This window comes from Micromonospora sp. NPDC047762, assembly GCF_043204655.1.
In the GTDB taxonomy this organism is placed as follows: Bacteria; Actinomycetota; Actinomycetes; order Mycobacteriales; family Micromonosporaceae; genus Micromonospora.
On sequence record NZ_JBIDCQ010000011.1, the window covers coordinates 15,525 to 28,594 of the forward strand.

The window sequence follows — 13,070 nt, forward strand, 5'->3', positions numbered from 1 at the left end:
TCACCCGGAGATGTCGTCGTCACCTGCCACGTCTGCTCCGATCTCCCAGAACTCGGGCGCAACAATAACCGTGCCGGCTTCGGCTCAGCTCCCGCCCGTGCTCGACGAGCTGTTGTCCGACGAGTTTCCCCGCCGGGACGTGTATCGGCCCGCCAGTCGCCCGGCCCGAGCGCGACGCCCCAGCACGGCGATGATCACCAGCAGCAGACCAGCGCAGAGCGCGACCCCGCCGCCCACCAGTGCCGCCGCCATTCCTGCCGACATGATCGACCGCCCCTCTCCGACCGCGACCGACACGGCCGGACGGGCAGATCCTGACACGATCAGGCCGTCCGGGCACCTGCCCGCAGGGAGTCGATGGTGAGGTCGAGGGCCGCTTCCAGGTGGTCGGTCTTTCCGGTGGAGAGCAGCAGGAGTACGCCGCCCTGGATGCCGGCGAGCAGCGCCGCGGCGGCGCGGTCGGCGTCCACGTCCGCGGAGATGTCCCCGGTCGACTGCATGTGCCGGACGCCGTCGGCGATCGCGTTCTGCCAGCGCCACATGAGCCCGGTCACGATCGCCTGCGCGCCCGGCGCCCGCCGCCCGGTCTGGCCGAGCAGACCGTTGAGCGGGCATTTCACTCCCTGTGCCCGGTAGCGCTCGATCAGTCGGTCGCGCCACGCCAGCCAGGCCGGCCAGGACGTCAGGTTGCTGAGCATCGGCTCCTGGTCGAGCAGGACCTGGTCGGCCTCGTGCTGGGCCACCGCCAGCAGCAGTTCTTCCTTTCCCTCCGGGAAGTAGTGGAAGAGTTGACCCTTGCTGGTGCCGGTGTGGGCCATCACATCCTCGAGGCGTACCTCGTCGACGCCGCGCTCACGGATCTCGGCGGCGGCGCCGGCGACGATCCGCGCCCGGGTGGCCTCGCCCTTGCGGGTCAGCGCCCTTGTCATGAGACCTCCCTCACCGCTTGCCCCTCGTGCCTGCCCGTCCGACCCTAGCTCGGCTTTTGGACTTGCAGGTCCAATTTTGCCGAGCAAAGGTCTGGAAAACGGTCCGCTCGGGGCCGCCACGTGATCGAGAGGACACAACGATGAACCACTACTACCTGCTCGGGCGGTCCGGTCTGCGGGTGAGCCGGCTGGCGCTGGGCACCATGAACTTCGGCGTCGACGGATTCCACGCCGCGTACGGCAAGACCGAGGAGGAGGCCGAGCCGATCTTCCGCCGGTATCTGGAATCGGGCGGCAACTTCATCGACACGGCGGACTTCTACACCGCCGGCGAGAGCGAAAAGATCCTCGGCCGGCTGATCGAGCGGGCCGCTGTGCGCGAACGGCTCGTGCTCACCAGCAAGTTCACCAACACCGTCGACCCGAGCGACCCGAACGCGAGCGGCAACGGCCGTAAGCACATCATGCGGGCCGTCGAGGCGTCGCTGAGCCGACTGGGCACCGACTACATCGACCTGTACCTGCTGCACACCTGGGACCGGATCACCCCGGTCGAGGAGGTCGTGCACACTCTCGACGACCTGGTGCGCGCCGGCAAGATCCGGTACGCCGGCCTCTCCGACGTACCGGCCTGGTATGCCACCCGGGCGCAGAGCTACGCCGAGGCGCACGGCCTGGCCCCGATGATCAATCTGCAACTGCCGTACTCCCTGGTCAGCCGCGACATCGAGGCGGAGTACGTGGCGATGGCCCAGACCATGGGCATGGGGCTCACCGCATGGAGCCCGATCGCCAGCGGCCTGCTCAGCGGCAAGTACCGCCGCAGCGGCGACGGCCTCAGCGGGACCGGCCGGTTGACCAATCCCGACACCGGCGGCCGCGAGGTCAGCGCCAGCGAGTGGCAGGTCATCGACGCCCTGGAGAGCGTCGCCACCGAGTTGGGCCGCAGCATGGCCCAGGTCGCGATCAACTGGGTCGCCACCCAACCCGCAGTAGCCTCGGTGATCATCGGCGCGAGCAGCGCCGAGCAGATCGGCAGCAACTTCGAGGCGCTCGACTTCGAGATCCCGGCCGACGCGCGCCGCCGTCTCGACGAGGCCAGCGCTCGGCAACTCGGGGTGCCCTACGTGATGTTCACCCCGCAGTACCAGTCCTGGGTGGTGAGCCCCGGCCTCGGCATTGGCGACAAGCCAGCCGGCTACGCCCCGCCGGTGTTCAACGCCAAGTAGCACCTCACACGATCACGCCCCTGCCCCTCCCCCGCCCCCTGCCCCTCCCCGTCGATCTTGCACTTGCTGTCCCGACATAAGGGGCGTCCCACTCATGTCGACAACCGAAAGTGCAAGATCGGCGGGGTGGGGGCGGGGGCGGGGCGGGGGCGGGGGCGGGGCGGGGGCGGGGGGCGGGGGCGGGCGGGCGGGGGGATTTAGTGGGGGGTCGGCGTGGGGTCTGGTTCTGGTGCTGGTGCACCCTCGTAGAGCGCGACGTACAGCCGGCGCAGCTCGTCGCCCTCGACGCCGAGGGCGGCGAGGTTGAGGGTGTTGTGTTCGACGCCCAACGTCTCCGGCAGGGTGCACACCCGCAGCGGTATCGCGTTCGCGTCGGCGATCCGGCGCGGCACGTCGACCGCCGCCCTGAGGTCCACCACGCCGTCGAGCGGGCTGATCGCGACCGCCGCGCTCCGCAGACCGGTCCGCCGTGGCGGCTTCGGCAGGGTGCGCGCGATGGTCAGGTACTGGGTGACGGCGGCGAGGGAGTATCCCCGCGACGTGACGCGGTCCCGCAGAACGCGACGCCCGTACAGCGTGATGAGCGGTTTCACCGCGTAGGCCGGCGCCTGTCGCGGATTCGGAGCAAAGAACGGCGACAGCAACAGCAGATGCCGTACGACGTTTCCCGGCACCTGGGCCAGCCAGGCGGCCAGCACTGCGCCCCCGGAGATGCCCACGACCCCGACCTCGTCTCCCAGGGCCGCCGCGACGGCCCACCCCTGCGCGGCGTACGTCGTCAGCTCACCGGCCTCGACCCGGTGGTGGGCCCGCCGGTCGACGGTCCCGTGCCGGGGCGCCCGGGGAACCCAGACGTTGTACCCACTGTCGAAGAACTCCTCGGCCAGCCGTTCGTACTGCTCGGGCGCGAGGGTGTAGCCGTGCAAGAGCAGCACGGCCCGGCCGGTACGGGAACCGTGGCTCAGCAGGCGACTGCGCGACTCCGGTCGCACCTCCGGATCGGCCGTCTCGGCGGCGATGATGGCCGCGGCGGCACGGGTGGCCGTGTCGAAGTCGAGCGGTCGGGCCGGCGCGACCCGTAACCCACGGCGGCCCACCGGCCAGAGGTAGAGCCCGGCGACCGCCGCCACGACGAGCGCCAACCCGCCGACGAGCAGCGCGATGATCTCCGGCATGGTCAGATGCTGACAGGGGCCGCGCTCAACGCCGGCTGAGGGGGTGCGCCCGGGTGACCGGGCGCACCCGGTCAGCTATTCCTTGTTGTTCGGCGGCGCGAAGACGACCCGGGAGCGCAACTGCCGAAAGCCGGTCCGCTCCAACTCTGCCAGCACCGCCACCCGGTGCGAGTCCACGTCGGCGATGACCTCGCGGGCACCGCCGGCGGCCAGCACCCGGACCGCCTCGGCCAGCAGCTCGGGCCGGGCCGCCTCGTCGAGCAGGCCGAGATAGGCGAGCAGGGGGTAGCAGGCGTCTCCGGCCGTGCCGGCCAGGCCCACCGGCTCACCGGCGTCCACCGCGACGCGCCATTGCCCGGTGTTGTCGCCCAACCAGGCCAGCGGGTCGGTGGCGAGGTCGACGCCGCCGACCACCCGCGCGATCTCGACGCCGGTCAGCACATCTGGCTCGGCGATCCTGGCGACCAGCGCGTTGACCTCCGCCACGTCGACGGGCACGCGGAAGTCGTACCGACCGGAGGACGCCGGCAGGGGTGTGCCGGTCCAGGAGCAGCGAAGTCGCTCCCCCCGCTCGACCAGCCCGGCGAGGCGAGCGGCCGTCATGGGCGCCCGCACCACGGCCAGCACCTCGGGCCGACGCCGCCAGTGCGCCGGCAGGGCGGCGTAGTACAGACCGGGACCGCCCAGCGCCTCGTGGGCGGCGCGCAGAAGCTCGGCGCCCACCTCGGGCTCGGCGTCCAGATCGAACCGTTCCAACCACGGGGCACCGACCGCACCCGGGGGAAGGAGCCAGGCGGCACGGCCCACCAACCGCCCGGCGCGCAGCGCGACCCAGGTGTTCTCGGGACGGTAGCCGCCACCGGCGATCCCGTCGGCGTACGCGAGCTGGCGCAGTTGGGGCAGCGGATCAGGCATGGAGTCGAACAGGTTTTCCTCGCCCGCGACGAGCGGACGGATGACCAGATCAGTCATGGGTTGGTCCTCCGGGAAGCGCGCGCCCCGGGTCAGATCCGCGCGGACGCCGGAGCGCGGAGGGGGCGCAGAACATCGGACATTGTTCTGACCTCCTTCCAGCTCGACGGCGTGCCCGACGACCATATGCGCAGGGGTCGCCGGCCGCAATGGATTGTCACAGCGTCGGGTTGGTCTGCGCCCCACGCTTGTGGGCTCGCTGGTCGTACACGGTGATGCCGGCCAGGATGATCGCCGCGACGGCCGCCACGGCGATCGGCGGGAGCAGCACCATCGGCGGGGCCGCCACGAGCAGCGCCACCGCGCCGAAGTACAGCGCCCGACACCGCGGCGCGGTTCGGGTTTCCTTCTCCAGGGTGCTCCGCCCGATCAGGAACAGCACCGGGCCGCCGAAGATGATGGCCACCAGAGCCCAGTCGATCGGCGGGTGCGGATCCTCGATGACCTGTCCGAAGCCGACGGCGGTGCAGATGATGCCACCGACGATCAACAGCAGGCTGTAGCTCGCCCACCGGGACAGTTGGATCCCCTCCCCGCTCGGCGTCGAGGCGGAACCGGATCTGACGTGGTAGAAGTAGATCCGCCAGAACGAGACGACCGCCACGAACGAGGCGACGAGGGCGATGGTTCCCTCGGTGGTGAAGCCCGGGAAGCTGACCGCGGCGCCGGCTTCGAGCACCACCTCGGCGAGGGCGATCATGAAGAACTGGTTGTACCGCTCGGCGAGATGCTCCTGCGAGACGGTGACCCGCAGGCTGGTGAGCTGTCGCCGGCCCATCCGGGGCAGGGGGTAGGTGGTGGCGGCGCCGATCAGCTCGATGGCGAGCGCGAGGGTCCAGAAGACGCCTCGGCCGAGACCACCGCTGATGCCGCCACTGATCCAGAGGACGCTGGACGCCAGGTGCCAGGTCAGCACCCGCAGCGAGAACGCCTGACCCGCGTGACCCCGCAGCGCGAACACCAGGAAGAGCGGTCGGCCGACCTGGATGATCACGTAGGTGCAGGCGAATATCACGCCGCGTTGGCCGAATGCTTGTGGCAACGTGACAGCCAGCACCAGCGTGCCGAACATCGTCGCCAACAGGACGGCCTGCAGATCGGGGCGCCGGGGGTCGTAGGTGCTCGCCAGCAGGGCGTTGAGCGACCAGATCATCCACATCGCCGTGAAGAAGAGGACGGTCTGGCCGGCCTCGGACAGCAGTGTGTGCCGGACGATGGTGAGGTCGTCGGCGACCCGCCCGGCGAGGCGGGCCAGCGCGAAGACGTAGACGATGTCGAAGAGCAGTTCCAGGACGGTCGCCGAGCGGGGGCTCCTGCTGTCCCCGAGCCCACGGAAGAACTCGGTGCGCGTCAGCACGGACGGCGGGACAGCTCAGCCGGCCAGGGTCGTCGAGACGGGCGCACCACTGTGGTGGCCCCGTTCCGCTGCCATCGTCCCCGAGCCTCCCTCGCCGACCGGCCCACCTGATACCTATCTGCGTATTTTATCCATCTTCATCGGGTCTCCGTCGCTGATGGCGGATACCGGGTCGGCGGTACGCCGGATCATCTGTGCCGTCACCCTGCGGTACGAGCCCGGGTCGACGGGAAGCAGCCACTGTCGGGCCCGGGTCAGCGGGCCGACGTTGAGCCCCAGCTCGTCGAGCACCTCGTCGACGTTGTGCATCGAGAACGGGATGATGTTCGTGCCGCGAGCGTGCCGTCCGTTGGTGCGCTTCGTCATCCAGAACAGTCGGGCGCGCACCTCGTCGCGCATCTGGACCTCGGTCGGCAGTGTGATCCCTCCCCGCAGGTACGCGGCCGTCCAGACCGCCGCCATCTCCGCGCTGAGCGGGCTGAAGAACGACGAGTTGTAGCCGGCGAACGTCAGCCGCGGCACGCCGATCGGCAGGATCTGCCGGTGGAGCATGAAATTGCCGGCGTCGTCCTGGAGCCGGGCGTGCAACGCGTCGTCGAAGAACGGCACGTGCTGGCGGAAGCCCGTACCGCAGATCACCAGGTCGGCGGGGAGCACCGTGCCGTCGGCCAGGCGCGCGGCGGGCCGGCCACCGTCGACCAGCAACTCGGTGATCACCTGTTCCCGGTGTACGGCGATGCGGCCGTCGGTGACCCGCTCGAAGAAGCCCTCGGTGGCGAGGCTGACCGTGCTGCGGGCGATGTCCTCGAAGCTGCCGTTGGGCACGAGACCCAGCTCGCGCAGGTTGAACTGCCGGGTCGCGACCGAGCCGACGCTGTCGACCATGCGTTGGCGCAGACCGTTCCCCGGGCCGTGCAGGAACCGCTCGAAGCCCTTCAGGTGCAGGTAACGGAAGAGCGCCTCACCCATCCGGGTGAGCAGCAGGTACTTGTAGTTGAGCGCTCCACCGAGCTTGCGGGGCATCTTCCAGAGCAGTTCGCGCGCCACCACGTGGGTCTGGGCGGCGACCTCGCTCACCGGGACCGCTACGTCGCAGGACGACTTGCCGTACCCGACCACGAGGACGTTCCTGCCCCGGGCGGCCTCGATGTCGTGGAACTCCCCCGTCGCCAGTACGCGCCCTCCGGCAGCCGCGAAGCTCGCGTGCCCGTCGAAGGACGGGACGACCGGGTCGGAGAAGATGCCGTTGGCGACGATCAGGTGGTCGTACCGTTCCACGGTCAACGGGGCCGGGGCGCCCGCCGGCCGCGAGGTGACCAGCCACCCGGTCTCGTCGTTGACCAACTCGGCCGAGGCGACCTCCGTGGACAGGCGCAGCGCGCCGGCCAGCCCGAACTTCTCCACGTAGCTCTCCAGGTACCGCTGGACCTGCTCACCCGACGGCCACTGCGGGTAGTCGGCGGGCATCGGCAGGTCGGAGAGGTGGTAGGTGCCCTTGTCGTTCTGGGTGTGCAGGCCGGGGTATCGCCGGGTACGACTCCACACCCCGCCGACGTCGGGCGCGCGCTCGAACACTGTGACGTCGAATCCGCTCTGCCGCAGCACCTTGGCTGCGCTCACACCGGCGAATCCGGCACCGACGACGGCAATCCTCATGATCTCCTCCGAAGGACGTACGAACCGTGCCGGCGCTGACCGCCCGCGGTGCTCGCACGCTAGCGAGCAGGCCGCGAAGGTCGCTATCCGCTCGACGCGGGCGCTGTCCGCCGTGCGCAGCCGGACCCTTTCCCTGTCGGGTCGACGGCTTTCGGATCTGGTCCGGCCCGATCACGCCTTACGGTCAGCGCGACGGGACGCCCGGGAGGTGTCGGATGGATGCGGTGACGGTCCGGACGGAGGACGTCGACCGGGCTCGCGCCGAGGTGGGTCGGGTCTTCTGTCCACACCGGCTCACTCCGCAGGCGGGTGTGCACGCCGTGCAACTACGGATGGCGGCTCGCCGGGCGGGCGGGGTGGGCGTCATCGACCTGGACTACGGGCAGGCGGTGCGCATCCAACCGCCAGCGCTGGAGACCTTCTACCTCGTCCAGATCCCCAGCGCCGGCAGCACGATGGTCCGGCACGCCGGTCAGACAGTGACCTCGACCCCCGACGTCGCCTCGGTGCTGTCCCCGTACGACTCCTCGGACATGCGGTGGTCCGAGGGATCACCCCACCGGATCTTCTACGCCGACCGGCACGCCGTCGACCGGGAACTCGCCCGCCTGCTGGGCCACCCGGTGGACGACCCGGTCCGCCTCGACGTCGGCATGCTCATGACCACGCCGAGCGCGCAGGCGTGGGCGCGCGGGGTGGCGTTCCTCGCCGACGAGCTGTCCCAGCCGGCGGACGCGTCCCTGTTCGACCACCCGCAGGTGGCCGCCCGCTTCGAACAGGGGCTCATCGGCAAGCTTTTGCTGGCCCATCAGCACAGCCACTCCCACCTGCTGGCCGAGCCGGGCCAGCACGCCCACCCCGGGCGTCTCGTCCGCCGGGCCTGCGCCCTGATCTCCGAACACCACGGGGAGGCGCTGACCGTCGGTGACGTCGCCGAGGCGCTACAGGTGAGCGTACGGACGCTTCAGGACTGCTTCCGCCGTGAACTGCAGATCACCCCGACCGCGTACCTGCGGGCGTGCCGACTCGACGCGGCGCACCGCACGCTCCGCTCGGCCGCGCCGGGGGCGTCCGTGACGACGGTTGCCCTGCAACACGGCTTCGTGCACCTCGGTCGTTTCGCGACCGAGTATCGGAGCCGCTTCGGCGAGACGCCGTCCACGACCCTGCGTCGGTGACGAGGGTCGCCTCGTACGGTCGGCCCTTGCCTTGACGCTGACGACAAGGTTTAGCGTGGTCGCGACGGGCCGATGGAGGAGGTTGGATGCTGATCGGCGAGCTGGCTGAGCGGGCCGGCACGAGCCCTCGCACGCTGCGCTACTACGAGGCGCACGGATTGGTACGGGCGCAGCGCTCCCCCAACGGCTACCGCGACTATGACGAGTCGGAGCTACGCGTCGTGCGGGAGATCCGGGCGCTGCTCGACGTCGGGTTCGGCCTCGACGATGTCCGGCCGTTCGTCGCCTGCCTCCGGGCCGGCAACACGTCCGGTGACGTCTGCCCGGACTCGGTGCTGGTGCTGCGGCGCAAGATCGTCGAGGTCGAGGCCGTCATCGACCGGCTCGGCGCGGTGCGCCAGCAACTGCACAGTCAACTCACTCAGGCGATCGCACATCGGGAGAAGACATGCCCCAGGAGACGCAAATAGGCTCGCTGGTCACCGTCACGGACGACACATTCGCGGAGCTGGTGCTGAACAGCGACAAACCCGTGGTCGTTGATTTCTGGGCGGACTGGTGTCCCCCCTGCAAGGCCATCGAGAAGAGCCTCGCCGAACTGGCCCAGGAGTTCGGTGACCGGATGGTCGTGGCGAAGCTCAACTCCGACGAGAACCCCGGGGCGACCCGTAGCTACCGGGTGATGTCCCTGCCGACGCTGCTCGTGTTTCGTCAGGGCGTGGTCGTCGGCTCGACAGTGGGGTCCAGGCCGAAGACGTATCTGCGAGAGACCCTGACCGCGCAGGCCGGGTGGTAACGGCCAGCGGTGCGCCCCGGGGGTCGGCTCCAGACGCCCAGGGTTTCGCCCGAGATCATCAGCGGTGGAAATCGTTATCCCGGTGCGGCCGGCCAGTCTCCTGAGGGGAGGCAGGTGACGGATCTTCCGTCATCGTCTCCGTCAGTCAGCGGTACGACCGAACGAGGGAGTCGAGACGATGCGCGCAACCGGCCAGGGTGAGGCGGACGCCGCGAGGGGGAACCGGGGCGTCCACGCGGAACCCCGACGCGGGATGCTCGGCCGCCTCCCGAACGGCGCGAGGCGGCTGCTGTGGCCTCTCCTCGTGGCCGCCGCTGTCGCCGTACTGGTGACGGGTGTGATCGTCGTGGTGCAGCCGACCGGGCCGACGCCCGCCCCGGCGGCGACGCAGGCGCTCGACGCGTCACCGTCCACGAGCCCGCTGCCGGGCACACCCGCCGCGACCACGCCCGCCGCCACGGCGAGCCCGACGGGGACGGCTCCCCCGTCGACACCGGCGGCGAAGCCGACATCCGGGCGTCCGGTCGCCCCGGCGGCCACCGCGGTGACCTCCAGGCGCAAGGGCGTCGGCGTGTGGACCTTCGACGGCGTCAGCCAGGCGTTGGCCAACTCCGGGGCGAGTTGGTACTACACCTGGGACGTGAAGCACCAGGGCGTCACCAGCCCGCAGGGCACCGAGTTCGTCCCGATGATCTGGGGGGCGAAGAGCGTCACCGCGAGCAACCTGCAACAGGCCAAGCAGAACGGCCGTTACCTGCTCGGCTTCAACGAGCCGGACCTGAAGGGCCAGGCCGAGATGACCGTCGAGCAGGCGCTTGAGCTGTGGCCGCAGTTGCAGGCCACCGGCCTGCCGCTGGGCAGCCCGGCGGTGGCCTGGGGCGGCGACCGGCAGGGCGAGTGGCTCGACCGGTTCATGGCCGGGGCCAAGCAGCGCGGCTACCGGGTCGACTTCATCGCCCTGCACTGGTACGGCGGCGACTTCACCACGGCCAACGCGGTCAGCCAGCTCAAGTCGTACCTCCAGGCCGTGCACGACAGGTACAACCTGCCGGTCTGGCTCACCGAGTTCGCCCTGATCGACTTCTCCAACGGCGTCCGTTTCCCCACCCAGGCACAGCAGGCCGCATTCCTCACCGCGGCGACGAAGATGCTGGGTGGGCTGTCCTGGCTACAGCGGTACGCGTGGTTCGGCCTGCCCGCCACCGACAAGGACCAGACCGGCCTGTTCCGTACCGGCAGCGCCGCCACCGCCGTCGGTCGCGCCTACCAGGCGGCACGCTGACCTACAGCACGTCCACGTGGTCTCGCCAGGAGTGCCGCGGCTCGTAGCCCAGCACCCGGCGGGCCTTGTCGATGCTGAGCAGGGTCTCGTGCTCACCCAGTTCCTTGCGGATCTCGACGCCTGGGTAGACCTCGGCCATCAGGCTGGCGCTGGACCTGGTCATGACGGTGTCGGCGTTGGCGATGACGAAGACGTCGGCACCGGGCTGGTCGTGCGCGAGCGCGCGCTCGACCGCCTGGGCCCCGTCGCGCGCGTCGATGTAGCCCCACAGGTTCCACCGGCGCAGCTGCGGATCGGCGTCGAACGAGGGGAACGGCGCGTAGTCCTCGACGTCCATCACGTTGGAGAAGCGCAGACCCACCATGACCAGCTCCGGGTCCCACCGGCAGAAGTGCCGGGCCATCTCCTCCTCAAGTGCCTTGTTCAACGAGTACGTCGACTCGGGCCGGGGCGCGTACTCCTCGTCGACCGGCGCGTACGGCGGCGGCGTATCGAACGGCAACCCGAGCACCGTCTCGCTGGACGCCCAGACGACCCGCTTGATCCCGGCCGCCCGCGCGGCGGCGAACACGTTGTACGTGGCGGCGGAGTTGTTCGCGAACGTGGTGGCGTTCGACATCAGCCCGGGGGCCGGGACCGCCGCCAGGTGCACGACCGCGTCGACGCCGCCCGCGTGCTCGTCGGCGCCCCCGGTGAACGCCTCCACCACCTGCCCGTAGTCGGTCAGGTCGACCAGGAGGAACTCCCCGTCCACGTCGCGGGGGTCGCGGCCGCCGGCGCGGTCCACCGCCAGCACGTCGACACCCCCGGCCCGTAGGTGGGCGACGACGGCGCGGCCGAGCTTGCCGGTGGCACCGGTGACGACGACACGCCTGGGCAGTGCGGAGATGCTCATGACCACATCTTCGCCGCCGTCAGCGGCAGCCGGGCACCGGGGTGGGATCGGCCCGCCGCGCCGCGATCGCGATCCGAGCGCGATCGGGTGGGCAGGTGCGTAACGTGCAGGGGTAAACGTTGTCGCGAAGAGGAGACTTCATGTCCAAGCCACCGCTTCCCGAGGCCGCGGTCGCCATGCTGCAGAAGCCGAACCCGGCCGTCATGACCACGCTTCGCAACGGTGGTCAGCCGGTGTCCGCCGCCACCTGGTACCTGTGGGAGGACGGCCGGATCCTGGTGAACATGGACGAGAGCCGCCGCCGGTTGGAGCACGTCCGCAACGACCCCCGGGTGTCCCTCACCGTGCTCGACGAGGCTGGTTGGTACACCCACGTCAGCATCATCGGGCACGTCGCCGAACTGCGCCCTGACGAGGGCCTGGCGGACATCGACCGGTTGTCGAAGCACTACACGGGCAACGCGTACCCACGGCGGGAACGCGCCCGGGTCAGCGCCCTGATCGAGATCGACCGCTGGCACGGTTGGGGAGCGCAGAAGGACAACAACCAGGTCGGCTGACCGTTGCCGTCCGCCCTGTCGCCTCGACGGCTGCCGTCGGGGCGACGGGGCGCCGGCCGTCAGGGCGTCAGGGCGGGGGCGGACCGGGCGCCGACGCGGGTCACCAGGTAGCCGAAGGCCGCTGCGGTGAAGAACATGACGATGCCGTAGACGGCTCCCGGGATCGCCATCTGGGTGCTGTTGAGCAGTGCCGGGCTGAGCGCGATCGTGATGGCCAGGGTGCTGTTGTGGATGCCGATCTCGAAGCCGGCGGCCGTCGCGGCGCTCCGGTCGACGCCGGCGAGGCGCGGTACCCCGTACCCGATGGCGAGGCTGAGCAGGTTGAACGCGAGCACGGCCAGGCCGACCGAGACGAAGTAGTCGGCGATGTTCTCCCGCTCGCCGAGCACCGCGCCGGCGATCACGCCGATGAGCACGACGACGGACAGGATCCGGACCGGGCGGTTCAGGCGTTCGGCGACGTGCGGCACCCGGGCCCGGATCAGCATGCCGATCGCCACCGGGACGAGCACGATGGCGAACACCTGGAGCACCTTGTCGAACTGCAGGCCGATGCTCCGCCCGTCGGGCAGGAAGTACGCCGCCGACAGGTTGACCAGGATCGGCAGGGTGACCACGGCGAGCACCGAGTTGATGGCGGTCAGGGTGATGTTCAGGGCCACGTGCCCGCCGAACAGGTGGCTGTAGAGGTTGGCGGTGGTGCCGCCCGGTGACGCGGCGAGCAGCATCATGCCGACGGCCAGTTCGGGTGCCAGGTCGAACGCGAGGACGAGGCAGAAGCAGAGCGCCGGCAGCACGAGCACCTGGCAGACCAGGGCGATGACGGCGGCTCGCGGGTGCTGAGCCACCCGGCGGAAGTCCGCCATGGTCAGTCCGAGACCCAGACCGAGCATGATGATGCCGAGGGCGACGGGTAGTCCGATCAGTGTCAGGGCGGAGTCCATGGCACAACATCGTTACCACCGGGTAACGCGTTCACAATCCCCCGTGCGGACGGACGCCTCTTGACCGCAGACGGTGACCGGCTTAACTTCATCAATC

At 70.2% G+C, this 13,070-nt stretch carries 14 protein-coding genes; 6 read left to right on the forward strand and 8 right to left on the reverse strand.

The window, feature by feature from the left end; translation table 11 throughout:
- Positions 1-84 precede the first annotated feature (84 nt).
- Positions 85-264, reverse strand: a complete 180-nt coding sequence (locus ACGF3C_RS28455; RefSeq protein WP_357233397.1) for a hypothetical protein — start codon at positions 262-264, stop codon at positions 85-87.
- Between the two features lie 59 nt (positions 265-323).
- Positions 324-929: a TetR/AcrR family transcriptional regulator gene (locus tag ACGF3C_RS28460; protein WP_357233395.1), complete on the reverse strand. Its 606-nt coding sequence runs from the start codon at positions 927-929 to the stop codon at positions 324-326.
- A gap of 140 nt (positions 930-1,069) precedes the next feature.
- Between ACGF3C_RS28460 and ACGF3C_RS28465 the strand changes: the two genes are divergently transcribed.
- Positions 1,070-2,158: an aldo/keto reductase gene (locus ACGF3C_RS28465; RefSeq protein WP_393226723.1), complete on the forward strand. Its 1,089-nt coding sequence runs from the start codon at positions 1,070-1,072 to the stop codon at positions 2,156-2,158.
- A 197-nt stretch (positions 2,159-2,355) separates the two neighbouring features.
- On the opposite strand, the gene ACGF3C_RS28470 is transcribed toward ACGF3C_RS28465, so the two are convergent.
- The 4 genes from ACGF3C_RS28470 to ACGF3C_RS28485 form a co-directional block, all read right to left on the reverse strand.
- A complete protein-coding gene (locus tag ACGF3C_RS28470) occupies positions 2,356-3,333 on the reverse strand; it encodes an alpha/beta hydrolase (protein WP_393226725.1) in 978 nt (325 codons plus the stop codon).
- 75 nt (positions 3,334-3,408) lie between these two features.
- Positions 3,409-4,305, reverse strand: coding sequence for an acetyltransferase (locus ACGF3C_RS28475; RefSeq protein WP_393226727.1), 897 nt, complete (start codon positions 4,303-4,305; stop codon positions 3,409-3,411).
- A gap of 157 nt (positions 4,306-4,462) precedes the next feature.
- Positions 4,463-5,662: a low temperature requirement protein A gene (locus ACGF3C_RS28480; RefSeq protein WP_357231981.1), complete on the reverse strand. Its 1,200-nt coding sequence runs from the start codon at positions 5,660-5,662 to the stop codon at positions 4,463-4,465.
- Between the two features lie 114 nt (positions 5,663-5,776).
- Positions 5,777-7,318 (reverse strand): NAD(P)/FAD-dependent oxidoreductase, encoded by a 1,542-nt coding sequence (locus ACGF3C_RS28485; RefSeq protein ID WP_357231984.1) that lies wholly within the window; start codon positions 7,316-7,318, stop codon positions 5,777-5,779.
- Positions 7,319-7,533: 215 nt separating this feature from the next.
- Between ACGF3C_RS28485 and ACGF3C_RS28490 the strand changes: the two genes are divergently transcribed.
- The 4 genes from ACGF3C_RS28490 (at position 7,534) to ACGF3C_RS28505 (ending at position 10,574) form a co-directional block, all read left to right on the forward strand.
- A complete protein-coding gene (locus ACGF3C_RS28490; RefSeq protein WP_393226729.1) occupies positions 7,534-8,496 on the forward strand; it encodes an AraC family transcriptional regulator in 963 nt (320 codons plus the stop codon).
- A gap of 86 nt (positions 8,497-8,582) precedes the next feature.
- Complete coding sequence (locus ACGF3C_RS28495) at positions 8,583-8,966, forward strand: MerR family transcriptional regulator (protein ID WP_357231990.1); 384 nt, start codon at positions 8,583-8,585, stop codon at positions 8,964-8,966.
- Positions 8,945-9,292 carry a thioredoxin gene (trxA, locus tag ACGF3C_RS28500; RefSeq protein ID WP_393226730.1) on the forward strand — a complete coding sequence of 116 codons (348 nt, stop codon included), beginning with the start codon at positions 8,945-8,947 and terminating at the stop codon, positions 9,290-9,292. Before ACGF3C_RS28495 ends, trxA begins: the two co-directional genes overlap by 22 nt.
- A 178-nt stretch (positions 9,293-9,470) precedes the next feature.
- Positions 9,471-10,574 carry a glycoside hydrolase family protein gene (locus ACGF3C_RS28505; protein ID WP_357231996.1) on the forward strand — a complete coding sequence of 368 codons (1,104 nt, stop codon included), beginning with the start codon at positions 9,471-9,473 and terminating at the stop codon, positions 10,572-10,574.
- A gap of 1 nt (position 10,575) precedes the next feature.
- Here ACGF3C_RS28505 and ACGF3C_RS28510 read toward each other — a convergent pair whose 3' ends face one another.
- On the reverse strand, positions 10,576-11,469 hold the full coding sequence (locus ACGF3C_RS28510) for an NAD-dependent epimerase/dehydratase family protein (RefSeq protein ID WP_393226732.1): 894 nt from the start codon (positions 11,467-11,469) through the stop codon (positions 10,576-10,578).
- A 140-nt stretch (positions 11,470-11,609) separates the two neighbouring features.
- On the opposite strand from ACGF3C_RS28510, the gene ACGF3C_RS28515 reads away from it, so the two are divergent.
- The gene (locus ACGF3C_RS28515) at positions 11,610-12,029 is read left to right on the forward strand and encodes a PPOX class F420-dependent oxidoreductase (protein ID WP_196926210.1); all 420 of its coding nucleotides are present in this window, start codon (positions 11,610-11,612) and stop codon (positions 12,027-12,029) included.
- Positions 12,030-12,088: 59 nt separating this feature from the next.
- Here the strand turns inward: ACGF3C_RS28515 and ACGF3C_RS28520 are convergent, their stop codons facing one another.
- Positions 12,089-12,973, reverse strand: a complete 885-nt coding sequence (locus tag ACGF3C_RS28520) for a bile acid:sodium symporter family protein (protein WP_357233628.1) — start codon at positions 12,971-12,973, stop codon at positions 12,089-12,091.
- Positions 12,974-13,070: the final 97 nt, after the last annotated feature.